The sequence below is a fragment of the Synechococcus sp. UW106 genome (assembly GCF_900474015.1).
In the GTDB taxonomy this organism is placed as follows: Bacteria; Cyanobacteriota; Cyanobacteriia; order PCC-6307; family Cyanobiaceae; genus Parasynechococcus.
Genome location: NZ_UCNV01000008.1, coordinates 57050 through 79555, shown reverse-complemented (window position 1 = coordinate 79555; position 22506 = coordinate 57050). Strand labels below are relative to the sequence as shown.

Genomic DNA, 22506 nt, shown 5'->3' with positions numbered 1-22506 from the left:
AGCGATGTCGCAGCCGCGCATCGGTCAGAAAGTGGTCGTTGACGTCCCGGCAACCACCGCCAATCTTGGACCAGGCTTTGACTGCCTCGGTGCTGCCCTCGATCTGAACAACCGTTTCGCGATGCGTCGGATCGAAGGCGGTGGTGAACGGTTTGAGCTGATTATTGAAGGTTCGGAGGGCAGCCACCTCCGCGGTGGGCCAGAGAATCTCGTTTACAGAGCAGCGCAACGGGTATGGAAGGCGGCTGGGCTCGAACCCGTTGCGCTGGAAGCACGGGTTCGGCTTGCGGTGCCACCGGCACGGGGACTGGGCAGCAGTGCCACGGCGATTGTGGCCGGCTTAATGGGGGCCAATGCCCTCGTTGGTGAACCCCTCTCCAAGGAGAAGCTGCTGGAACTGGCCATTGATATTGAAGGGCACCCCGACAACGTTGTGCCCTCTCTTCTGGGCGGGCTCTGCATGACCGCCAAGGCTGCATCCCAGCGCTGGCGAGTGGTTCGTTGCGAATGGACGCCGAGCGTGAAGGCCGTTGTTGCGATTCCATCGATTCGCCTCAGCACCAGCGAAGCTCGCCGCGCCATGCCCAAGGCCATCCCCGTTGGCGATGCGGTGGTGAACTTGGGTGCCCTGACGCTGCTGCTGCAGGGGCTCCGCACCGGCAATGGTGACCTGATCTCCGACGGCATGCATGATCGCCTGCACGAGCCCTACCGCTGGCGTCTGATCAAAGGCGGTGACCAGGTAAAACAGGCGGCGATGGACGCTGGAGCCTGGGGTTGCGCGATCAGCGGTGCAGGGCCGAGCGTCCTGGCGCTCTGCTCGGAAGACAAAGGCCCAGGCGTCAGCCGCGCCATGGTCAAAGCGTGGGAAGCGGCGGGAGTCGCCAGCCGTGCACCGGTGCTGAATCTGCAGACCTCAGGCAGCCACTGGCAACCTGCAGAAGATGAGTAGATCCACCTAAACCGAGGGTTCAGCCCTGTTAGCTTTGTTAAAGATTGCAGACAGGGAATGGACGCTGGGTTAGCAGAGCTTGCTGTCTCGAGCAGTCCATTCCCCTGGTTATCCCTAATTGTGTTGCTGCCGGCGGCAGCAGCCCTGGTGCTGCCACTGGTGCCAGCCAGCGAGGAAAAGCCATCCCCGGCGCCCAGGATCATCACGCTCAGCGTCCTTCTGGTCGATCTGCTGCTGATGATGGGGGTGTTTGCCACCCGCTTCGACCCCAGCGCTGAAGGCCTCCAGCTGGTGGAACGTGTGAGCTGGCTCCCGGCCCTCGGCCTGGAGTGGTCCCTTGGTGTGGATGGTCTTTCCGCGCCTTTGGTCGTTCTCAGCGGCTTGGTGACCTTGCTCTCAGTGGCCGCCAGCTGGTCGGTTCAGCGCAAACCAAGGCTGTACTTCGCCCTGATGCTGGTTCAGGCCTCTGCCCAGGGCCTGGTCTTTCTCTCCCAAGACTTCCTGCTCTTCTTCCTCGCCTGGGAATTGGAGTTGGTGCCCGTTTACCTGTTGATCGCCATTTGGGGCGGACAGAACCGCCAATACGCCGCGACCAAATTCATCCTTTACACAGCGCTGGCCTCCTTGCTGATCCTGATCAGTGGCTTAGCGCTGGCCCTTTCGGGCGATTCCTTTACGTTCAACCTCACTGAACTGGCCGCTCGCTCCCCCGGCAGCAGCTTCGGTCTGTTGTGTTATTTGGGCTTCCTGATTGGCTTCGGCGTCAAACTGCCGATGTTCCCTCTGCACACGTGGCTCCCGGATGCCCACGGTGAGGCGAATGCGCCGGTTTCGATGCTTCTGGCAGGCGTGCTCTTGAAAATGGGCGGATACGCGCTGCTCCGCTTCAACGTGCAGATGCTGCCGGATGCGCACTACACCCTCGCTCCTGCACTGGTGATCCTGGGGATCGTGAACATCGTCTACGGCGCCCTCAACGCCTTTGCCCAAGACAACGTGAAACGCAGGATCGCTTGCAGCTCAGTCAGTCACATGGGATTTGTCCTTGTGGGGATCGGTGCAGTGGATGCACTGGGGATCAGCGGCGCGATGCTGCAAATGGTCAGCCACGGCCTGATCGCCGCCGCGATGTTCTTCGTGACAGGGGTGTTTTACGAGCGAACAAAAACTCTCTCAATTCCAAACATGGGGGGATTGGCGAAAGCGTTGCCCATCACCTTCGCCTTCTTCCTGGCCAGCTCCCTGGCATCGCTGGCGCTGCCAGGTATGAGCGGCTTTATCAGTGAAATCACCGTGTTCCTTGGCATCACCAGCCAGGAAGCCTTCACCTCAATGTTCCGATCCATCACCGTGCTTCTGGCAGCCATCGGTCTTGTACTCACACCGATCTATCTGCTCTCCATGTGCAGGAGGGTGTTCTTTGGCCCAAGGATTCCTGCACTTGCCAGCGTGAATGACATGAGGCCCAGGGAATTGATCATTGGCCTCAGCCTGCTGGTACCAACCCTGGTGATCGGAATCTGGCCTCGCGTCGCGATGGATCTCTACGAGGCCTCCACCAATGCCTTAGCACTGCAATTCATCGCCAGCTGAAATGACGACATCCATTTCCCCCCTCCTTCGCGGCGAAGGGCTACCCGAGTTTCAGGCCATTTCGCCAGAGCTGGTCAGCCAAGACATTCCTGTTCTCCTCGAACAGCTCGATCGAGCATTCAGTGAGCTTGAGAAATCTCTGGAATCAGCCTTAGCGGGCCCGTCCCGACTCTCCTGGGACGCGGTCATGCAGCCGCTTCAGGCCATCGGCGAACGGCTGCGGTGGAGCTGGGGTGTGGTGTCTCACCTCAATGGCGTCTGCAATTCTCCCGAGCTACGCGATGCCCATGCCGCCCAGCAGCCCGATGTTGTGCGTCTAAGCAACCGCCTGGGCCAAAGCCAGATTCTTCATCGGGCGCTGGAATCACTGCAAAGCGGTCCTGCCGATCCGCTGAACGCAACCCAACAGAGGATTCTGAAATCAGAGTTGCTGTCGATGCAGCAGCGCGGGGTTGGCCTCAGTGGCGATGAGAAAGCATCCTTCAACCGCACCAGTGAGCGTCTGGCCGCACTCTCCACCCAGTTCGGAAACCACGTCCTCGATGCCACCCAGCAGTGGACCCTGAAGCTCACCCAACCCAACGAGGTGGAAGGCTTGCCGCAAAGGGCTTTGGAAGCGCTGGCCGCAGCAGCGCGTGAGGCAGGGGACGCTGATGCTTCCGCTGAATCCGGCCCCTGGCTGCTCGGGCTGGACATGCCCCGCTACCTGCCGTTCCTGACCCATGCCAAAAACCGTGCCCTGCGAGAACAGGCCTATCGCGCTCACGTGGGTCGAGCAAGCGAGGGAGAACTCGATAACCGTGCGTTGATTGAAGAAATCCTGACCCTGAGGAGAGAACAAGCCGCTCGCCTGGGGTATACCCACTGGGCTGATCTCAGCCTCAGCGCCAAAATGGCCGATGACGTGCCGGCGGTCGAAGCACTCCTGGAAGAACTCCGTGCTGCTGCCTATCCAGCAGCTGAGCAGGAACTGCGGGATCTCCAAGCCATCGCCCGGGAACACAAAGCCCCGGAAGCCGATGACTTGGCCCCCTGGGATGTCGCGTACTGGTCAGAGCGACTGCGCCAATCCCGTTTCGACTTAGATCAAGAAGCTCTGCGCCCCTGGTTCCCACTGCCGAAGGTTCTCGACGGTCTGTTCAGCCTCTGCTCACGGCTGTTTGACGTGGAGATTGTCGCCGCCGATGGCGAGGCACCGATCTGGAACGACGACGTTCGCTTCTTCCGAGTGAAGCGCTCGGATGGCACACCGATCGCTGGCTTCTACCTGGACCCCTACAGCCGGCCGGCGAGCAAACGCGGTGGGGCCTGGATGGATGAATGCCTCGGCCTAAAGAAGCAACCGGATGGATCGGTGGTGCTGCCGGTGGCCTATCTGATCTGCAACCAGACTCCACCTGTCGGAGACACTCCCAGCCTGATGAGCTTCGAGGAGGTTGAGACCCTCTTCCATGAATTCGGCCATGGGCTCCAGCACATGCTCACCACCGTTGAAGAACCGGAAGCCGCCGGCATCAGCAACGTGGAATGGGATGCCGTTGAACTCCCCAGCCAGTTCATGGAGAACTGGTGCCTCGATCACGCCACGTTGATGGGCATGGCGCGCCACTGGCAGACCGGTGAACCTCTGCCTGAGGCTGAATTCAACAAGCTACGCAGCAGTCGCACCTTCAATGCGGGACTGGCCACCCTTCGGCAGGTTCACTTCGCCCTCAGTGACCTTCGCCTCCACAGCAAGTGGACTCCGGAGCTCGGCGTTACGCCCGACGCGCTGCGCCGTGAGATCGCCGCGACCACCACAGTGATGGCTCCGATCCCGGAGGATCAGTTCCTCTGTTCATTCGGCCATATCTTTGCGGGCGGTTATTCAGCCGGGTACTACTCCTACAAATGGGCCGAAGTGCTGAGTGCGGATGCCTTCTCAGCATTTGAGGAGGTGGGTCTGGATCATGAGGATCGGGTTCGTGAAACCGGAGCTCGCTTCCGCGACACCGTGCTCAGCCTGGGTGGTAGCCGCTCCCCTTCGGAAGTCTTCGAAGCATTCCGCGGCCGCCCTGCAAGCACCGAGGCGCTGATTCGCCATTCCGGCCTGGTTGCCGCGGCCTGAACTTAGTCGCGCAACTTGCTGCAAAGCCGTCGAAGGGCGGCGGGATGGCTAATCAACTGCTGATGGGTCCAAACGGGGAGGCCCTCGCGACGACCCATCGGCAGAACGGCCCTCCAGCCTGGGCACACCATCAGATCCCAGCGGCAAAAGAAGCTGCAGCACTCGATACCAGCCAGGGCCTTGGGTTGTCCATTCAGTTCTCGTAACAGGCGGCTGCCCACTTTCATGTCTGCAGCGCCGGCCAGTAGTGGGCGGGGCATCAGCTGGGCGGCAAGGGTGCCCTGCTGTGGACTGCCCACGCTGAAGAACCGCCTGGTGCGCTGCACCCCCCCCAGCTCCTGCAACCAGATCCTCCCGATCACTCCCCCCATCGAGAAACCCAGAAGATCAACCATGGTGTCCGAACCGAAGCGCTCCTGAATGTGCTGATCCAAGCGAGACGCCAACTGACGTAAGGGGACCCACCCCAGACCATGGGGAAGGTGCGGCGCAAGCAACGGGCGATCCGGCTGGTCAAGTTCCTGAATCAGGCGGTGAAAGAGGCGGGGCGTGTCCCAGAGACCATGCACCAGCACGAGGGGAGTGGTCACAGCGCCGACGTCCCCCCGTGACGCGAGCGTTCCACGAACACCCGACCGTTGAACCCTGGAACCGGTGCAGCACATTTGGTCAGTCGCAGCCAGACAGGGATTGGCCCGTAAAGCGTTTCCAGACGATCCAGAACCTGCTCGCTGAAGTGCTCGATCGTGAGGCAACGAACCTGCTGGGATAGAGCTTGCAGGGCCTGAATCGCCACGCTGTAGTCAAGGCTCCGGCTCAGGTCGTCGGCTCCGGCGGCGGCAGTCAGATCGAGCTGAACACTGAAATCAAGGCTGAACCACTGGCCATCCCGGCGTTCGTGCTCCAACACCCCGACATGGGCCCACAAGCGCAGCTCCCGCACCCCGATGCAATCCATCAGAGGGGCCGGTCGATGTGGGTGAAGGCACGGCTGCCGTTTGCGTAGTCGGCAGCGATGTGGCCCTCGCCGCGCAACCGGTAGCGGTAAGTCACCAGCCCCTCCAGACCGACCGGTCCCCGGGGCGGCAGGGTCTGGGTGCTAATTCCCACCTCAGCGCCGAATCCGTAGCGGAAACCATCGGCAAACCGGCTCGAGCAGTTGTGATAGACCCCGGCGCTGTCCACCGCCGCAAGGAAGCGATCAGCAGCCTTGGAATCCTCGGTGAGAATCACTTCGGTGTGACGCGACCCGTAAGAGCGGATGTGGTCGGTAGCTGCCTCCAGATCATCCACCAGCTTCACTGCCAGGATCAGATCCAGATACTCGGTGCTCCAGTCCTCCTCCGTGGCCGCTTCAGCCACACCAAGGGCCATGCACTCCGCATCGCCCCGCAGCTGAACCCCGGCAGCCGCGAATGCCGGCAGTGCTGCAGCAAGAAAAGGCTTGGCAATGGCCCGATGCACCAGCAACGTTTCGATGGCATTGCAGGCTGCGGGGTACTGGCTCTTGCTGTCCACCGCCACCCGAACGGCTTGATCGACGTCGGCCGCAGCATCCACGAAGAGATGGCAGACCCCATCGGCATGGCCGAGCACAGGGATGCGGGTGTTGTCCTGGATGAAGCGAACCAGTTCGTTACTGCCCCTGGGGATGATCAGATCCACGAGGCCATCCAGACGCAACAACGCCAGGCTCTCCTGACGTGTGGTGAGCAGCGCGAGGGCATCGGCAGACACCGGACTTGCCGCCAGACCTGCCTGCAAGGCTTCCATCACGGCCTCGTTGGTGCAGCGCGCCTCACTGCCCCCCTTTAACAGGGCACCATTTCCCGAACGGATCGCAAGAGACGCGATCTGCATGACCGCATCAGGCCTCGCTTCAAAGATCACACCCACCACCCCAAGCGGGACGGAGACCCGTTCCAGGACCAATCCGTGATCCAGCTCCCGATGCAACTGGCGACAGCCCAGTGGATCGCTGAGGCTGGCCACCTTGCGGACGCCATCTATCGCTGCAGCCAACTTGGTTTCATCCAGCTTCAGCCTGGCCATCAGGGCCGGTGCCAGCCCCTCGGTTGCAGACCGTTCAAGGTCATGACGATTGGCAGCCAGGATGCTGCCGGCACGCTCGGTCAGAGCATCCGCCATCGCCTGGAGCGCCAGCGCCCGTTGGCCGTCATCGGTCTGCCCCAGATCAACAGCAGCACGGCGGACAGCCGCTGCACGCTGCAACAGTGCGGCGGAAGGCTCTGGAACGCTGGACATCAACGCAATCAATCTGGAGCCATCATCCCGTTCAGCCGCTGCAGGGCGAGCCGCGCAGCCCCAAGGCGTCCGGCGCCATTACCAAGGCAGGCGGCTTCGATGCGCAACCCCTCCCGCGACACGGCTTGAACCCGCGACTCCACCTCGCGGCGTACTGACGGGAGAAAGTGATGCGCTGCACCCGCCAGCCCACCACCCAGCAACACCAACTGCGGCGTGAACACATACACCAAAGAGGCAACGCCACAGCCCAGACGCTCGCCATAACGGCTCCAAACCTCAAGGGCAGCCGGATCACCGGAATCGGCCTCTGCACTGAGCTCGCGGGGATCGCGATCGCAGAGCCGCCGCAACCCCGAAATGCTGGCGAACTGCTCAAGCGAGCCACGGTTGCCGCTGTTGCATGCCGGACCATCGGTCTGAACCCCGATCAGTCCCGGTTCCGCAGCAGCGCCGTTATGGCCCGTGAATAACTCCCCACGCAGGAGCACCCCCCCACCCACACCGGTGCCGAGGGTGAGCAGCACTACATCGTCCACACCCTGGGCAGCACCAAGCCAGGCCTCACCCACCACGGCACAGTTGCCGTCATTGGCGAGGGTGACCCGGCGATTGAGCCGTGACTCCAACCAGTCCGCCAGCGGCACGTCCTCCCAGCCGGGCAAGTTGATGCAAACCCGCGCCACCCTGGCAGCCGCATCCATCGGACCAGGAAGCCCGATGCCAACCGCCTCGGCCTGGTGCTCCGGGTCGATCTTTGCAATGACCTCACAGAGGGCCATGGTCACGGCGCCAGGAACGGCGGGCTGCGGTGTGGGCCATTGCGCCTCCGCTAGCACCGTGCCATCGGAAGAGATCCGAGCCAGCTTGATCGCCGTGCCCCCGAGATCCACACCGATCACCTGCGCAACAGGCATGACTCAGAACCGGAAGAACACCTGCAACTGGCTCTGCCAGGTGCCGTTGGCATCCACAGCCCCAGACACGGTGGTGTTCGGCGTCAGCCGATAGGAGACGGTTGCCTGGGGAGGAACATCGGTCGTGTTCGGTGCAGCCAAAACGGAGAGGTCGAACTTGTCGGTCAGATCCACTCCGAACTCCGTCACCAGTGTGAATGTCGGCGGGACCCGACCGGAGATGCGCTCTTTCTCCGACTTCACATCGGGGGTGACATAAGTCGGGAAAATTGCCACCTGAAGCCTTTGCCCCATGGCATCGGTCAAGGTGCCCAGCACAGGAGAGAGCAGCGACTGGCCCACAACTGTGGCCAGAGCGGCACCGCTGCTTCCGCCCAAAGCCGACAGGGAATTACCGCCGATCAAGCCCAGCAGCTGCTGCTTGCTCATGGGTGGTGAGCTGCGCAAAACAAGGTTGTCGCTGCCAACCAGACGGTTCGCCGGGCCAGTTGCCTGCACCGTGATCTTCACCAGCCGAAGCTGACCGCCTCCGGGGTAAGCACTGCCAGTGCCATTGGCATCAAACAAGTTGGAGCTGGTGATCTGATCGCTGCTGCCCAGGCTGACGGTGTCGGACACCCTGGATTTCATCGCGATATCGACGTAGGGAACGAGCCCCAAGGAGGGTGTGAACACGGCAACATTCGCTGCCTGCGGATCCAAAGTGAACGTCGGGGAAAACGGTGGTATCGAGATCCGGCCGGAATTGAGCCGGATCACGCCTCGCGCCTCCAAGGAGGGATCAAGAGGGCCGTTCAATGTCACCGCCCCTCCCCCTTTGAAATTGAGGAATGGTGGATTCAGCACCTGTAGATCAGGTCCGAGAGCAAGGCGTAAGTTCTCGAAGCGAATCGCTGGCAGATTCGGCATGAACCGTTGCTTCTGATCCGGGCCCTGGATGGGTGTGTTGGGTCCCATCAGAACCAGAGGTTCCTGGAAATCCCACTTCTCCTCCAAAAGTTCGCTCACAGATTGGGAAGCGGGCTGCACCGCTGCACTGGGGCCCTCCACACCCGTGGGAATCAAGCCCTGAAGTCCACCCCGCCGCAGCCGTCCGAAGAATCCTGACTGCGGCCGAAGCGTGCCTCGAGACAGGGTCAGATCTCCAGAGATGACGGGTTGCACCAAGGCACCGGAAACCTGCAGTTCGCCATCGGCCTGGAACTTCACGATCGCCTGGCGAATCTGACCTTGGCTGAGTTGCAAGGTGAGGGGTGGAGCATCGCTCCGAGGGGCAAACAGGCCAAGCGTTCCTGAACCACTCAGCTTGCCGCCGCGGCCCACCTCGGCCTCAAGGCGTTGCACCAACACCCGATCGAAATCGAAGAGAACCGAGGCGTTGATCCGACTCAGCGCCTGTTCACCGATGCTGAGGTCACCGTTGGTGACGACAAAGAAACCATTGGCTTGGGGTTGCTTCAGGGGCCCGCGCAACAGAAGTCGCAGATCCGTGCCCCCCTGCTTGACCGTCAGCGAATCGCCCGCCAGAAGCGTCAATACGCCAAGGGCATCCCCATGGCTTTCGATCTTCAGGTTCAGATCGGCATCGGGGTCGAATGGAACGTCCCCCGAAACGATGAGGGCTTCCTTGCTCTCACCCCCCCTCAGGGCGAGATCCAGGCGGATCAAATCACGGTTGACGATGACAGATCGCTGCTCCAACTGCAGGGGTTGGCCCGCCAGACTTGCGGACTCAAGCTCCAAATAGGAGACCAGCAGGGGCGCATCTCCGCTGAGGTCATAACGGCCGCGGATGCCAACGCTGCCGCGCAGCTGCGGCGGAACAGGGGCCAGCAACGCCAGCAGCGATAGGGGAACCTGCAGCAGCGAGAGGTCACCGGATCCACCGAACAGCGGGCCACGCAATGTGGCGACCATGGGTTCGAGCTGGAGAGCCTTGGCCTGGTCGTCCCCTTCAATCCACAGATGGGCCTTGGCGATGAGATCGGCCTTCAGATGCTTTGGATCAGGACCCTGGATCGTTCCCGAAACATTGACCCGTCCTTCCAAGCGCTCCAGTTCTGGTCCTTTGCTGGGATGGGCCAGGGCATAAGCCTCGAGAGCACGTCGCGATTGCGCTAGGGCTCGCAACTGCCCATCGAGGGAACCGCCGAAAGTATTGATGAACAGAGTTCCGAGATCCTCGGCACGCCCAGAGGCCAGACCGGGATGGCTGTCGTTCCCTCTTAATTGACGGGAGATGAGCGTCAGCCAGGTGACATCAAGACCTTCAGCCTCGATCTGGCTATGCATCTGCCCACCTAGATCTCCACGGCCCTTCAGCCGAATGCTGCCAACCAGGGGGATAAGCGTTGCATCTGCCTGAAAACGTCCATCCGTCAGGGATCCCTCCAAATTGAGGCTCTCCATGGCGACTCCTGCCAAGGAGGGTTCAGCGATCGCAGCAGACCCACTGAACGCGAACGGGGCCATGGCCAGGCTCCCCTCGCCCGTCAGCTGGCCAGCCACCGCTTTGGGCTGATTGACCGGCGAAACGATGAATCGAAGACCATCGATGTTGAGGTCCGCTGCACTCCATCGGTAGCGGCGTTGCCCACCTCTGGGCGCCACACCGTCCAGGCGCAACTGCCCCTCACCACGATCCAGACGCACGGCCTCAGGCCAACCATCTGCGGCGAGCTCGGCCACGAGCGAGCCGGGCACTGAGGGCTGCTGGGCCGCCATCTCAAGGCGAGCGCCACGGCCAAGCACACCACTGAGGCGCCCTCTCCAACGCTCGGGAACCTGCAAGGCCCCGAAGCGGGGTTGGTCCAGCATCAGCCTGATATCTGGCTGAAGGGCTGACAGTGCACCGTTCAGCCGCCCCCGCGCCGCCACCCGGCCGTTCAAAGGCGTGCCGACCAAGGGGCTGAAGCGGCTCATGTCCAGAGGTTTGAGTTCAAAGCCGCTCTGCAGTTCACCCGCTTGAAGACGCCCCTGCTCCAGTTGCAAGGGCAGGCGCGCTTCCGCCCGCAGCATCAGGCTGGTGAAGCGATCCAGCACCAGAGCCGAATCACCCGTGGACCATCGGGTCTGGAGCGACCAGCGCGCCAGAAGAGGATTCACCGCCTGGCCAAGCTTCAGGGTCAGATCCGGTGAGTCCAAAGCACCACTGACGTCAACGGCTCCAAGGATCGGAGCGGTTTGACCCAACCCTGCCTGAAGCGAAGGGACGGCAGACCAGAAGCGGGGATCAATCTGCAGCTCGGTACTGCGCAGATCCAGGTTGGATCCAATCGTTCCAGCAAGCCCGAAGCGAAGTCCAGAGGCGCTGAGCCGGAGCCGGTCCACCAAAACAGCCGGTTGCTGAGGTTGAAGCCAAGGGGTGCGCCACTGACCATCCAACGTCAGAGCTGTGTTGAGGCCCATGGTCTCCGGCAGCTGGAGCTGACCATCGGCGCTCCACAGGGGCTCCTCCCAGGGGCCCTGGATCCGGAGCTTCAAGCGATCCTTGCTCGCGGAGCTGACATCTGAACTGCGAACTTCAGCGCGAAGATCAAAGCGTTTGTTCAAAGCCACGGAGCCTGAGGCCAGAGCCTCAAACGATCCGAAACGCAGTGTTGCGGGCTCCAACTTCAGTTGATCACCCTTGCAACCAATGCTGAGGCGACGGCTCTGGACTGACGCAAGTTTGAGACGGTTCAGCCTGACTCCACCCCGGCAGTTCAAGGCGCCACCGGTCCAGCTGATCTGGATATCGCCTTTCAGCTGTCCTGAGGCATCCAAATCCCCCGCGGGGGCCATGACCGTCCCGAACGGTTGCAGGTTGAGCCGATCCAGTCGACTGCGCAGCCTGAAGCTGGGGCGATCCCAGTGCCCTTGACCATCCAGGCGCAACGAGCCTTCGGAGTCGACCCAGCGCAGTGAAGATTCGGTGCTGAAAAATGCCTCCCCCAGCAAAACCGAGCCCTGGCTGCGGAGTTCAAGGGTCTGCCGCTGAGGGCCGAAACGCAGCCACGCGGGATCAGCCAACTTGTACTGAAGCCCAAGCCGCGGCAGGTCGCCTTCACCGCTCGCAGGACCAAACGTCCAGTAACGACCTGCCTCATTGGCCTCTAACTGGCCGCGCAGCTTGTGCAGGGTGATCTGCAGAACCGGCTGCAAACGCCGAAGACTGGCTAGGGGCGCAAGGCTGACCTCAAGTCCCGCCAAGCTCAGTTCAGAACGATCCACCTCTGACGGCAGGATCCGACTGGGACCAATAGCCATCCCCCAGGGGCGTAATCCCTGGTAGGTACCGAGTTTCAGCGGATGACCAAGAGGAGCCGAAAGAGCTCTCTCCAAGATGGGACTGAAGCGGGCAACGGTTCGCTCCGCAACACGATCAAGGGCGATGAAACCCGCTGTTCCAGCACCGATTAGAACGAAACTGCCCGCTGCCAGCCAGGCTCTGCGCCGCGTTTTCCCCATCAGACGCGACGGACATCCCGGAATCTCGCGCAATATAAGGAGACTGTTTTAAGTCCACCAGACCCCATGTCCTTCGATCAGCTGTTGCTCACTGCCGCTCCCTGGCTGGGCTGGTCCGGTCTTGGGCTGGGATTGCTGACAGCTGTTGGTTTCCTCGCCCGTTGGGGCATCCGTTTTCGCCTGGTCGGCGTCAGCAGCTTCACGCTGTTACTGGCGGTCAGCTGCTGGGCGTTCGGCGTGAGCTATACCCCCCCCGTGGTGGTGGAGGGCGCTGTACGGGCACCGATCGTGTTCGACAACGGCAACGACCTCGTTGTGGCACAGGTTCCTACCGACCTGGCGCCCTCAACAGTGCAGGCCACCCTGGAGCAACTGGAAGGGAACCTGCGTGGCTCCGGCCGCAGCAGCAGCTCTGTGCTGGTGCGGTTGCGGGGAATCAAGACAGAAGGCGACGGCCAGGGCCGCCCCGTCATCCTTGGCGAGGTCAGCAAGACCTTGCGTTGATGCCGAACTTCAACGACACGATTCAGGAGCTTCCCCAGTCGTTTCGCAGGGAAAAAAAGGAGCTTGATCAGGCCGGCATCAACCACTGGTCGGCCATCCGTGACCTCACGGATCTGGAGTTGAGCCAACTGGCCCGCAGCGGTCAGGCATCAGCCCGCAATCTCAAACGGCTACGGGGCATGGCGCATTTGGTCTGCGGGTTGGATCTCCCCCCCCAGGACGCCGCGCTGCTGATGCATGCCGGAATTGCCACGCCGGCCGCTTTAGCGGCGTGCAGCCCCGAGCGCCTCGTTCGCCAGACCGGCAGGCTGGAGCGCAGCCTCAGGACCAAGAGGCCTGCTGTCGTGGATCTGAAAGTAGCCGGCGACTGGATCCGACGCGCCAAACAACTTGCGAACTGACCCCAAGAGCCCTGACTTGATGTCCAATCCTGCGTAAGAAGAATTCATGAGGTTGTCCCCCCTGCGCACAGCTCTGGTTGCTTTGGCTCTGATCGGGTCTCCCGCACTTGTGGGTGCTGCTGATTCAGATTTGCTCAACAGCGTCAAACGCAATCCTGAAAAAGCCAAGGCGATGTGTCGTTCATTCCGGGACATGAACGACAACGGCCAATCGGCCTACTCCAAGAAAGCCACCCGCAAGGTCGCCAAAAGTCAGAACCTGAACTTTCAGGATGCGGAAATCCTGGTGACCTACGTCGTGGGGTTGCATTGCCCCGATGTTCGCTGAGACCAATCGAGTTCACTGCCGCCATGCGGCGCTGACGCTGCCTGATGGCGTCGTGCTGCAGTCGAGGCTGTGGCACCCCAGCCATGGCGGACCCTGGCCTGCCTTGCTGATGCGGCAACCCTATGGAAGCCGCATCGCCTCAACGGTCACCTACGCCCATCCAACATGGTTGGCCTCCCATGGATTCCTGGTCGTCGTTCAAGACGTGCGAGGTCAAGGGGAATCGGAGGGCAGCTTCGGGGGGTTTGGTCAGGAAGCGGCCGACACCACCGCCACCCACGCCTGGGTTCGCCAACTGCCGGAGTGCAATGGCAGGCTTGGGGCCTACGGGTTTTCGTATCAGGGATTAACCCAGCTCACCGCAGCTGAATCCACGCCGCCACCGGATTGCACAACACCGGCGATGACCGGACTGGACGAACGTCGCCACTGGAGTTGTGAAGGGGGTGCCCACTGGTGGCACCTTGGACTCGGCTGGGGGCTCCAGCTCGCCGCTCTTCAGGCTCAGCGACGCGGTGAAGCAACGGCCTGGCTGGAGATCCGCAGAAGCCTGGAAGACAACCGTTACCTGCGGGACGGGCCTGCACTGCTGCAACGCCATGACCCCGATGGCATGGCTTGGAGATGGTTGCAAAGCGACCCGGCCCAGGAGCAGCAATGGACGGTTCATCACCCCCCCGTGAGCTGGCTCCAACGCCCGATGCTGTTAATCGGCGGATGGTGGGACCCGCATCTGATCGGCCTTCTCGACCTGTGGTGTCGCAGCCAAGCCGCTGGAGGCCAGCCATCACTCCATATCGGACCGGCCTCCCACCTGCAGTGGTGGCCGGAAACCCAGCAGCTCTTGCTGCAGTTCTTCCAAGAGCACTTACAGGATCGACCACCACTGGAGCCGGCGCCAACCAGCCAGCTCTGGAACATCACGGACCATCACTGGGACGCCATCCCCGCACCAGACGCGGTCGAAACGATCTCATGGGGACTGCGAAGCCAGGGACTGGCCTGCATCGATCCACACGACGGTGCGCTCGTGACGGATGGAGAGGGAGAGGGCGGCGTAAGCATCGTTCATGACCCCTGGCGACCGGTTCCAGCCATTGGTGGACACCTCGGAACAACCCCGGGGCCCGTGGACCGCTGTGCGGTTGATCAACGCAGCGACGTCGCAACATTCACCTCTGACCCCTTGGGGGCTGAAATTCTGCTGTCGGGACAGCCGTTGCTGCTGCTGAACGCCCAAGCAGACCAGCCAGGGTTTGATCTCTGCATCAGCCTGTCGCGCCTGCCTGCTGACGCCAAGACAGTGGAGCAACTGAGTACAGGCTTCCTGCGAGTTCGAGGGGATGAGGCGCTGACATCAGCCATCCGCAATGTGACCCTTCAACCCCTTCAGGCCGCACTGGCTCAGGGAGATCGCTTGCGGATCTCAATCGCAGCAGCAGCGTGGCCTGCCATTGGCGTAAACCCTGGGCACGACGGCGTGCCCTGCGGAGCACCAAGCCAGGAGCATCGTGTGGTGACGCTGACACTCGAGCTTGCTGACTCCACCCTGCAGCTGAACCCCTTTGCCTCCGGCAGACTGAAGCTCGACTGATGTTTGTGCTTTGAAGCTCTCTGCTGCCCTGCTGGCCATCGCTCTGTCAGCCCCGATGGGGTTGATCAGTCCCGCAGCAGCGGAGGAGCTAACCAGGACTGAACTCACACCAGCCCAGGCAACAGCGGCCGCTGAAGTCCTGCTGGAGGCTCTGAAGGAACGCCAAGGGAACGTGATGCATGACGCCCTAGCCACTCCAGTCCAGACCAGTGTTGATGTCAAAACCATCCAGGCTCGCCTTGACCAACGCGTAGCCATCGAAGCGAGCCGCATTGTCAGCGTGATTCCCGGCTACAACACGACCACGATTGACGCAGTTGTGACCACCGCATCCGGTGACGAAGGGATGCTGATGGTGCTGGACGAGGACGGCAAGCTGCTCGCCTGGAAGTGGACCGATCGCATCCAACCCATCGAAACAACGGCGCTGGAATTCACCCGGGACCTCGCGGCAGGCCGTTGGATTGCCGCGCGATCCAAGATGTCCTTGGAACTTCAGGAAGAGCTGGCTCCTGGAGACCTGGAACGCAAGTGGACCAAGCTCAGCCGGGTCGCTGGTGGTTTCCGCAAGGTCAAGGACGCTGTAATCGCCCACCAGGGGGGGGATCAGCAACTCGTCCTAGTGGCTGTTGCCTTCGGCAAGGCCACATCCAACTTGTTTGTGATCTTCGACGAACGTGGTCGGATCATCAACGTCGACATTTCGCGGGACTTCGTCTGAAGATCAGCGGATCTGTTTCGTAAATCAGGCTTAACATCGCGCCCAATTCTTAGGTCTCCCATGGGTGTCGCCGCAGTCCTCGACTGGATGGTGCAGGACGGCGAACGGTTGGCGAATTGTCGCCATGACCACCCGTTCGCGGTGCTCGGTCCCCAGCCCTCAGATCAGGGTTGGACCGTGCGTATGTGGATGCCAGAGGCCCAAAGCGTGACCCTGCTGGTGGCTGGCGAACAAATCGCCATGACCACGCCGAACCACCCCTGGGTGTTTGAGGCCGAAATCGGCAAGGACCCTGGCCTGGACTACCGGGTCCGAGTCGAACGAGGCGGCATCGTTCACGAACAGCACGATCCCTGGGCCTTCCGTGGTGAATGGATGGGCGAAATGGATCGCCACCTGTTTGCTGAGGGCAACCATCACCACATCTGGCAAAAGATGGGTGCCCACCTCATCGAGCGAGACGGCATCACGGGTGTGATGTTCTGCCTTTGGGCTCCCAACGCTCTGAGCGTCTCAGTCATCGGAGATCTGAACTCCTGGGACGGACGCCACCACCCCATGCAACAGCGTCTCGGGGGCATCTGGGAATTGTTCATTCCCGGACTCAATGAGGGACATCTCTACAAATACGAAATCCGCACCCAGGACGGCCACTGCTACCAAAAGGCTGACCCCTACGGCTTCCAGCACGAAGTCCGCCCGGACAACAGCTCCGTGGTGGCCCGCCTGAACGGATACAGCTGGGACGACCAGGAGTGGATGCAGAAGCGGGACAGCAGCAACGCGCTGGATCAACCCATCTCGGTGTATGAAATGCACCTGGGCAGCTGGATCCACGCCTCAGCGGAGGAGCCGTGGATTCAACCTGACGGGACCCCCCGCAAACCGGTCCCTGCGGCGGACATGAAGCCCGGTGCTCGCCTCCTCACCTATGCCGAGCTCGCCGATCGCCTGATTCCCTACGTCAAGGAGAGGGGATTCACCCACATCGAGGTGATGCCGATCACCGAGCACCCCTTCGATGGGTCGTGGGGCTATCAGGTGACGGGTTGGTACGCCCCCACCAGCCGCTACGGAACGCCTGATGAATTCCGGGCCTTCGTTGATCGCTGCCACGCCGAAGGGATCGGGGTGATCATCGATTGGGTTCCCGGCCATTTCCCGAAGGATGCCCATGGGCTTGCTTTCTTCGATGGTGCACACCTTTACGAACACAGCGATCCACGGATCGGGGAACACAAGGAATGGGGCACCCTGATCTTCAACTACAGCCGCAATGAGGTTCGCAATTTCCTTGTTGCCAATCTGATCTTCTGGTTCGAGCAATTCCACATCGATGGCATTCGTGTGGATGCGGTGGCCTCGATGCTTTATCGCGACTACCTGCGTCCCGATGGGGAATGGCTCCCGAATGAGAACGGCGGCCGGGAAAACACCGAGGCGGTCCGCTTTCTCCAGCAAGCCAACCACGTGCTGTTCCAGCACTACCCCGGAGCCCTCTCCATTGCGGAGGAATCAACAACCTGGCCGATGGTGACGCAGCCAACGGACATCGGAGGGCTCGGATTCAACCTCAAATGGAACATGGGTTGGATGCACGACATGCTCGATTACTTCGAGCTGGACCCGTGGTTCCGCCAGTTCCATCAGAACAACATCACGTTCTCAATCTGGTACACCTACACCGAGAACTTCATGTTGGCGCTGAGCCACGATGAAGTGGTGCACGGCAAAAGCCATCTCCTGCACAAAATGCCAGGAGATGACTGGCAGAAGTACGCCAACACAAGGGCTTTGCTGGCCTACATGTGGACGCACCCCGGCAAGAAGACGATCTTTATGGGGATGGAATTCGGCCAGCGGGCCGAATGGAACGTTTGGGGGGATCTGGAGTGGGATCTGCTCAACTACGAACCCCACAAAGGCATCCAGCGACTGGTGGATGACCTCAACGTTCTCTACAAGGCGGAACCGGCCCTCTGGCGTGACGACTTCGACCAGTTCGGCTTCCAGTGGATCGACTGCAATGACAACCGCCACTCCGTCATCAGCTTCATGCGTCGGGAGAGCAGCAGCGGCACCTGGCTCGTGGTGGTGGCGAACTTCACTCCCCAAAGCCACTCCCAGTACCGCGTGGGCGTTCCACTCGCGGGCTTCTACGAGGAGATCTTCAACTCCGATGCGGCCAAATACGGCGGTAGCAACCTCGGCAACATGGGCGGCAAACCGACGGAAGAGTGGGGCATCCATGGCTACGAGAACTCCCTGGATCTCTGCCTGCCACCGCTGAGCCTGATGGTGTTCAAGCACGACCCGAAACGCAGCCTGAACAGCAGCGACCCCGACAACATCCTGTGACGAAGGTGATGACTATTAGGGGGTGAAGCGCTAGTGGAGCCTTTGATTCAGGTAAGTTTTCGGCTGACCTGACCGGGCTTGATGAGCGACTCTTTACCCCTGCTCCTGCGTGCTGCGCGAGGTGAATCGGTGGAGCGTCCTCCGGTTTGGATGATGCGCCAAGCCGGGCGCTACATGAAGATCTACAGGGACCTGCGGGACAAGTACCCCAGCTTCCGTGAGCGTTCCGAAAACCCTGATCTCTCCTATGAGATCTCAATGCAGCCGTTTCATGCCTTCAAGCCCGACGGCGTGATCCTGTTCTCCGACATCCTCACGCCCCTACCGGGGATGGGGATTGATTTCGACATCATAGAGAGCAAAGGCCCCCAGATTGGCGACCCCATCCGGAGCATGGCCCAGGTGGATGCCCTGCACCCGCTGAACCCAGCCGAGTCGATGCCCTTCGTGGGAGAAGTTCTGGGACGTCTCCGCCAAAGCGTCGGAAACGAGGCGGCTGTTCTTGGTTTCGTCGGTGCCCCATGGACCCTCGCCGCCTACGTGGTGGAGGGCAAGAGCAGCAAGAACTACGCGGTGATCAAGGCCATGGCCTTCCGCGAGCCCGACATTCTTCACAAGCTGCTCGACCACTTCGCTGAGTCGATCGCCAATTACCTGCGCTACCAGATTGATTCCGGTGCCCAGGTGGTGCAGATGTTTGATTCTTGGGCTGGCCAGCTAAGCCCTGCTGACTACGACACCTTTGCTGCGCCTTATCAGAAAAAAGTGGTGGATCTGGTCAAGCAGACGCACCCTGACACCCCCTTCATCCTCTACATCTCCGGAAGCGCGGGTGTGCTCGAACGGATGGCCAACACCGGCGTCGACATCATTTCGCTGGATTGGACGGTGGACATGGCCGAAGCCCTGGCGCGATTGCCGGAGCACATCGGTGTTCAGGGCAATGTGGACCCCGGCCTGCTTTTCGGCACCCCAGAGGCGATCGAGGCTCGCATCGATGACTGCGTCCGCAAGGCCCGCGGTCGCAAACACATTCTCAACCTGGGCCATGGAATCTTGCCGGGAACTCCCGAGGAGAACGGTGAAGCCTTCTTCCGCGCCGGCAAGAGCGTGATGGACCGTCTCGGGGCTGCCGTTTGACCCGCATCCTGGTGACCGGCGCCAGCGGCTGCGTCGGTCAGTACGTCTCCCGCTGGCTGCTGGAGAATTCCGAGGCGGAGTTGCTTCTCTGGCTGAGGGACCCCGCCAAGCTCAATGCTGTTCCTGCAGACCACCCCCGCATCCGCCTTCTGGTGGGGGATCTTCGGGACACAGACCGGTTTGCCCATGAGCTAGCAACAATCAACCGGGTGATCCACACCGCCACAGCCTGGGGTGATCCAGAGCGTGCCGAACAGGTGAATGTGGTGGCCGTGAAGCGGATGCTTGAGCTTCTGGATCCAACCAAGCTGGAACAGGTCATCTATTTCTCAACAGCCAGCGTGCTCGACCGGCACCTACGTCCCCTGCCGGAAGCTCTGGCCTACGGCACGGAATACATCCAAACGAAGGCGCGATGCCTCAGGGATCTTGAACAGCACCCCCTGGCCAGCAAAATCATCGCGGTTTTTCCCACCCTGGTGTTTGGCGGACGGGTCGATGGCACCAGCCCCTTCCCCACCAGCTATCTCACCGAAGGCTTGGCTGAAGCCAGCCGTTGGCTGTGGCTGGCCCGTTGGCTGCGGGTGGATGCGAGCTTCCACTTCATCCACGCGGAAGACATCGCACGCATCTGCGGCCTGTTGGCAACACATCCCCATGAGCCAAACCGTGAGCCCGGTCAAGGAGCCCTGCGCCGCGTGGTCATGGGTCAACCAGCCATCTCGGTGAACGACACCGTGGCCACCCTCTGCCGCTGGCGCGGTGTTGCTCGCACGCCAGGCATTCCGCTCTGGCCATGGCTGATTGAAACCCTGATCCGCGTTCTCCCTATTGAAGTGAACGCTTGGGACCGATTCAGCATTCGCCAGCGCCACTTCATTCATGACCCGGTGACGCAGCCGGAACGCTTCGGTGGCAGCAGCCATGCCCCCGACTTAGCAACAGTTCTTTGTGATTCCGGATTGCCCAACCGCGGAACCCCCAGAGCAGCGCGTAAAATCAACGGATCGACATAGCTCTTTCATGCGCTCCGTCATTCGCACCGTTGCAGCTGCTTGCTGCGCCTTCCTGATGCTGATCGGCCTCAACGTCGGCACTGCTCAAGCCGCCACCGTTGAGGTGAAGCTCGGCACAGACGCCGGCATGCTCGCTTTCGAACCTGCCACCGTGAACATCAAGGCAGGCGACACCGTCAAGTTCGTCAACAACAAATTGGCACCCCACAACGCTGTCTTCGAAGGCAACGATGAGTACAGCCACTCCGATCTCGCCTTCAACCCCGGCGAATCCTGGGAAGAAACCTTCGCTACCGCTGGCACCTATGACTTCTACTGCGAGCCCCACCGTGGCGCTGGCATGGTCGGCAAGGTGATCGTCGAGTGATTCCAAAATTTCTCTAGAAATTAAGGTTTCATCCCAACTGAACTGACAACCCTGATCTGTGTATCAATCACAGCTCGGGGTTCTTTTTTTTGTCGGAAACGATGGATACCTTGGAGTATTGAAGGGATTTTGATGGCACGTGCTGCAGGCCTGATCCTGACGCTCTTGTTGATCGTCGGTTCGACTGATCTGCTGTCAGCCCCAGCGATGGCGATAGACACCTCAGCCTTTGAGCAAGGGGAGCAAATTTTCAACAGCAACTGTGCGGCCTGTCACATGGGAGGCGGCAATGTGATCAGCGCCAAACGCACGCTGAAGATCAGCGACCTGAGCAACCACGTCGAGGCCTACACGAGCGCCCCTTTGGAGGCTCTTGAGCACGAAATCGAGGATGGCCTCAATGCAATGCCCGGCTATGCCGACAAACTGAGTGAAGAGGAGATCATTGCGGTGGCCACCTACGTCGAACAACGGGCTGAATTGGGCTGGTAAGTGCGATGAGTCGTGAAGCTCTTCAAGACTTTCTACGGGCGATCGAGCATCACCAGGGATTGCGACGCGATGCTGCGCGTTGCAGCGATGACATCGAATTACTGGCCCTGGCCCAGCGCCATGGCTTCGATGTGATCCAGCGAGATCTCCGCGACGACGCTCAGGAATCAGCCATCACTCGCTGGTTTGAAACCAGCAGGATCCAACGCTCCTTTCAATCACCACCCTCTGAATCAACACCCTCTCAATCAACACCGTCCTGATGGCCGTTGTCACCCTGCTCAGTGATTTCATTGATGGCACCAGCATGGCTCTGGCCGAAGACACCGATGCAGCCGATCTGAACGCCTTCATGACCGCCAATCAAGGCCGGCTCTGGGCGAGCGTGCAACAACGCCGAAGGCAGCGACGTCAAACCGTCGTGCGCCGCGGCCCGGGAACGGTGTACTTCGCAGCGGATGCCACCGGCGCAGCCACTGTGGAGCGCTACCTCAGCAGCGAAACAGGATCAGTAGAGGAAGCAGCCGCCATGCAGGCCATGCAGGCCGCAGGGGTGGAAATTGCTCCCCATGTGGGGGCTGACCGCGAGCGCGATGCACTGCTCAACGGTCAATTGCGGGGGCTGACCGACCAAGCCAAGGCCGAGGGTTTCGGCTGAACCAACCGACCACGACCCAATGACGCTTCCCGACAACCCCCTGGGCCTAGAGAGTTTTGTGGAACTGGTCGACTGGACCGTCTCCTACCTCCATTTCAAACACGCACTTGAGGTCATTGCCTTCACACCAGAGATCGCGACGGCCTACCTGAACAACTTCAGCGAATTCAAAAGTCGCTACGCCATGGAGATGAAAAAACAGGACATCCTGGAAGCCAGTCTTCCCAAGGAGATGCGAGAGACGATTGAGGCTGAAAACGCTCACCGTGCACTCCTGAGGCAGCTCCTCAACGGTTGATCAAGCATCAGCTCAGCGCACGTCCTGACGCGCAAAATCAGAACCTGAATGAGACTGACTTTCACGCAGCGGGTGGGCCTGTTTGGCAGCCTTCAGCACACCGAGGTAGAGGTCTTCGTCAATCTCGCGGATGTCGTACTCCGTCGGCTTCACACCGTGATGGTGCTCATGGACGACCATCCAACAGCTGCGCTCCAGCTCTCCGCCAGCTGTCGACGACAGCGCCAAACTCTTCTGGACGAGAGACTCCACCAGCTGTGGATCAGACATCGGCCCTTCTCAGTTCGGCGAACTCTAAAAACCCATTCCGGTTTGCCGCCCCCTGGTGAGAGCACCCAACCGAATC

The 22506-nt window shown here is 61.0% G+C and carries 22 protein-coding genes; 16 read left to right on the top strand and 6 right to left on the bottom strand.

The window, feature by feature from the left end:
• Positions 1-4: 4 nt before the first annotated feature.
• The 3 genes from thrB to DXY30_RS05085 are packed head-to-tail and all read left to right on the top strand — an operon-like array spanning position 5 to position 4652.
• A complete protein-coding gene (gene thrB, locus DXY30_RS05095; RefSeq protein WP_115023506.1) occupies positions 5-952 on the top strand; it encodes a homoserine kinase in 948 nt (315 codons plus the stop codon).
• 57 nt (positions 953-1009) lie between these two features.
• Entirely contained in the window at positions 1010-2545 is a 1536-nt protein-coding gene (locus DXY30_RS05090) for an NAD(P)H-quinone oxidoreductase subunit 4 (protein WP_115093650.1), read from the top strand.
• Position 2546: 1 nt separating this feature from the next.
• On the top strand, positions 2547-4652 hold the full coding sequence (locus DXY30_RS05085) for a M3 family metallopeptidase (RefSeq protein ID WP_115093649.1): 2106 nt from the start codon (positions 2547-2549) through the stop codon (positions 4650-4652).
• Between the two features lie 2 nt (positions 4653-4654).
• Here the strand turns inward: DXY30_RS05085 and DXY30_RS05080 are convergent, their stop codons facing one another.
• The 5 genes from DXY30_RS05080 to DXY30_RS05060 are packed head-to-tail and all read right to left on the bottom strand — an operon-like array spanning position 4655 to position 12283.
• Complete coding sequence (locus DXY30_RS05080) at positions 4655-5242, bottom strand: triacylglycerol lipase (protein WP_115093648.1); 588 nt, start codon at positions 5240-5242, stop codon at positions 4655-4657.
• Positions 5239-5610 carry a dihydroneopterin aldolase gene (locus tag DXY30_RS05075; RefSeq protein ID WP_115093647.1) on the bottom strand — a complete coding sequence of 124 codons (372 nt, stop codon included), beginning with the start codon at positions 5608-5610 and terminating at the stop codon, positions 5239-5241. The genes DXY30_RS05080 and DXY30_RS05075 overlap by 4 nt, the downstream gene beginning before the upstream one ends.
• Complete coding sequence (locus tag DXY30_RS05070) at positions 5610-6917, bottom strand: glutamate-5-semialdehyde dehydrogenase (RefSeq protein WP_170951139.1); 1308 nt, start codon at positions 6915-6917, stop codon at positions 5610-5612. Before DXY30_RS05070 ends, DXY30_RS05075 begins: the two co-directional genes overlap by 1 nt.
• Positions 6918-6925: 8 nt before the next feature.
• Positions 6926-7834, bottom strand: a complete 909-nt coding sequence (locus tag DXY30_RS05065; protein ID WP_115093645.1) for an ROK family protein — start codon at positions 7832-7834, stop codon at positions 6926-6928.
• Positions 7835-7837: 3 nt separating this feature from the next.
• Positions 7838-12283, bottom strand: coding sequence for a translocation/assembly module TamB domain-containing protein (locus DXY30_RS05060; RefSeq protein ID WP_115093644.1), 4446 nt, complete (start codon positions 12281-12283; stop codon positions 7838-7840).
• 66 nt (positions 12284-12349) lie between these two features.
• Between DXY30_RS05060 and DXY30_RS05055 the strand changes: the two genes are divergently transcribed.
• The 13 genes from DXY30_RS05055 to DXY30_RS04995 all read left to right on the top strand — a co-directional run bounded on the left by DXY30_RS05055 (position 12350) and on the right by DXY30_RS04995 (position 22160).
• A complete protein-coding gene (locus DXY30_RS05055; protein WP_115093643.1) occupies positions 12350-12787 on the top strand; it encodes a DUF2518 family protein in 438 nt (145 codons plus the stop codon).
• A complete protein-coding gene (locus tag DXY30_RS05050) occupies positions 12787-13188 on the top strand; it encodes a DUF4332 domain-containing protein (RefSeq protein WP_115093642.1) in 402 nt (133 codons plus the stop codon). The genes DXY30_RS05055 and DXY30_RS05050 overlap by 1 nt, the downstream gene beginning before the upstream one ends.
• Positions 13189-13234: 46 nt before the next feature.
• Positions 13235-13516: a hypothetical protein gene (locus tag DXY30_RS05045; protein WP_170951138.1), complete on the top strand. Its 282-nt coding sequence runs from the start codon at positions 13235-13237 to the stop codon at positions 13514-13516.
• Positions 13506-15110: a CocE/NonD family hydrolase gene (locus DXY30_RS05040; protein WP_115093641.1), complete on the top strand. Its 1605-nt coding sequence runs from the start codon at positions 13506-13508 to the stop codon at positions 15108-15110. Before DXY30_RS05045 ends, DXY30_RS05040 begins: the two co-directional genes overlap by 11 nt.
• 10 nt (positions 15111-15120) lie before the next feature.
• Positions 15121-15831 carry a DUF3887 domain-containing protein gene (locus tag DXY30_RS05035; protein ID WP_115093640.1) on the top strand — a complete coding sequence of 237 codons (711 nt, stop codon included), beginning with the start codon at positions 15121-15123 and terminating at the stop codon, positions 15829-15831.
• 60 nt (positions 15832-15891) lie between these two features.
• Positions 15892-18189 carry a 1,4-alpha-glucan branching protein GlgB gene (gene glgB, locus DXY30_RS05030; RefSeq protein WP_115093639.1) on the top strand — a complete coding sequence of 766 codons (2298 nt, stop codon included), beginning with the start codon at positions 15892-15894 and terminating at the stop codon, positions 18187-18189.
• Between the two features lie 81 nt (positions 18190-18270).
• Positions 18271-19329, top strand: a complete 1059-nt coding sequence (hemE, locus tag DXY30_RS05025; RefSeq protein ID WP_115093638.1) for a uroporphyrinogen decarboxylase — start codon at positions 18271-18273, stop codon at positions 19327-19329.
• A complete protein-coding gene (locus tag DXY30_RS05020; RefSeq protein WP_115093637.1) occupies positions 19326-20345 on the top strand; it encodes an NAD(P)-dependent oxidoreductase in 1020 nt (339 codons plus the stop codon). Before hemE ends, DXY30_RS05020 begins: the two co-directional genes overlap by 4 nt.
• Positions 20346-20352: 7 nt before the next feature.
• The gene (gene petE / locus DXY30_RS05015; protein ID WP_115093636.1) at positions 20353-20712 is read left to right on the top strand and encodes a plastocyanin; all 360 of its coding nucleotides are present in this window, start codon (positions 20353-20355) and stop codon (positions 20710-20712) included.
• A 132-nt stretch (positions 20713-20844) separates the two neighbouring features.
• Complete coding sequence (locus DXY30_RS05010) at positions 20845-21204, top strand: c-type cytochrome (protein ID WP_115093635.1); 360 nt, start codon at positions 20845-20847, stop codon at positions 21202-21204.
• A 5-nt stretch (positions 21205-21209) separates the two neighbouring features.
• A complete protein-coding gene (locus tag DXY30_RS05005) occupies positions 21210-21467 on the top strand; it encodes a Nif11-like leader peptide family natural product precursor (protein ID WP_170951137.1) in 258 nt (85 codons plus the stop codon).
• Positions 21467-21862: a hypothetical protein gene (locus DXY30_RS05000; RefSeq protein WP_115093633.1), complete on the top strand. Its 396-nt coding sequence runs from the start codon at positions 21467-21469 to the stop codon at positions 21860-21862. Before DXY30_RS05005 ends, DXY30_RS05000 begins: the two co-directional genes overlap by 1 nt.
• Before the next feature lie 19 nt (positions 21863-21881).
• Positions 21882-22160: a hypothetical protein gene (locus tag DXY30_RS04995; RefSeq protein ID WP_115093632.1), complete on the top strand. Its 279-nt coding sequence runs from the start codon at positions 21882-21884 to the stop codon at positions 22158-22160.
• A 12-nt stretch (positions 22161-22172) separates the two neighbouring features.
• On the opposite strand, the gene DXY30_RS04990 is transcribed toward DXY30_RS04995, so the two are convergent.
• Complete coding sequence (locus DXY30_RS04990) at positions 22173-22430, bottom strand: hypothetical protein (RefSeq protein ID WP_244281283.1); 258 nt, start codon at positions 22428-22430, stop codon at positions 22173-22175.
• Between the last annotated feature and the right edge of the window lie 76 nt (positions 22431-22506).

Excerpts from the sequence above, each read along its gene's own strand:
- thrB (WP_115023506.1), top strand. The coding sequence starts at position 5 with ATGTCGCAGCCGCGCATCGGTCAGAAAGTGGTCGTTGACGTCCCGGCA.
- DXY30_RS05090 (WP_115093650.1), top strand. The coding sequence starts at position 1,010 with ATGGACGCTGGGTTAGCAGAGCTTGCTGTCTCGAGCAGTCCATTCCCC.
- DXY30_RS05085 (WP_115093649.1), top strand. The coding sequence starts at position 2,547 with ATGACGACATCCATTTCCCCCCTCCTTCGCGGCGAAGGGCTACCCGAG.
- DXY30_RS05075 (WP_115093647.1), bottom strand. The coding sequence starts at position 5,610 with ATGGATTGCATCGGGGTGCGGGAGCTGCGCTTGTGGGCCCATGTCGGG.
- DXY30_RS05070 (WP_170951139.1), bottom strand. The coding sequence starts at position 6,917 with ATGTCCAGCGTTCCAGAGCCTTCCGCCGCACTGTTGCAGCGTGCAGCG.
- DXY30_RS05065 (WP_115093645.1), bottom strand. The coding sequence starts at position 7,834 with ATGCCTGTTGCGCAGGTGATCGGTGTGGATCTCGGGGGCACGGCGATC.
- DXY30_RS05060 (WP_115093644.1), bottom strand. The coding sequence starts at position 12,283 with ATGGGGAAAACGCGGCGCAGAGCCTGGCTGGCAGCGGGCAGTTTCGTT.
- DXY30_RS05055 (WP_115093643.1), top strand. The coding sequence starts at position 12,350 with ATGTCCTTCGATCAGCTGTTGCTCACTGCCGCTCCCTGGCTGGGCTGG.
- DXY30_RS05050 (WP_115093642.1), top strand. The coding sequence starts at position 12,787 with ATGCCGAACTTCAACGACACGATTCAGGAGCTTCCCCAGTCGTTTCGC.
- DXY30_RS05045 (WP_170951138.1), top strand. The coding sequence starts at position 13,235 with ATGAGGTTGTCCCCCCTGCGCACAGCTCTGGTTGCTTTGGCTCTGATC.
- DXY30_RS05040 (WP_115093641.1), top strand. The coding sequence starts at position 13,506 with ATGTTCGCTGAGACCAATCGAGTTCACTGCCGCCATGCGGCGCTGACG.
- glgB (WP_115093639.1), top strand. The coding sequence starts at position 15,892 with ATGGGTGTCGCCGCAGTCCTCGACTGGATGGTGCAGGACGGCGAACGG.
- hemE (WP_115093638.1), top strand. The coding sequence starts at position 18,271 with ATGAGCGACTCTTTACCCCTGCTCCTGCGTGCTGCGCGAGGTGAATCG.
- petE (WP_115093636.1), top strand. The coding sequence starts at position 20,353 with ATGCGCTCCGTCATTCGCACCGTTGCAGCTGCTTGCTGCGCCTTCCTG.
- DXY30_RS05010 (WP_115093635.1), top strand. The coding sequence starts at position 20,845 with ATGGCACGTGCTGCAGGCCTGATCCTGACGCTCTTGTTGATCGTCGGT.
- DXY30_RS05005 (WP_170951137.1), top strand. The coding sequence starts at position 21,210 with ATGAGTCGTGAAGCTCTTCAAGACTTTCTACGGGCGATCGAGCATCAC.
- DXY30_RS05000 (WP_115093633.1), top strand. The coding sequence starts at position 21,467 with ATGGCCGTTGTCACCCTGCTCAGTGATTTCATTGATGGCACCAGCATG.
- DXY30_RS04995 (WP_115093632.1), top strand. The coding sequence starts at position 21,882 with ATGACGCTTCCCGACAACCCCCTGGGCCTAGAGAGTTTTGTGGAACTG.
- DXY30_RS04990 (WP_244281283.1), bottom strand. The coding sequence starts at position 22,430 with ATGTCTGATCCACAGCTGGTGGAGTCTCTCGTCCAGAAGAGTTTGGCG.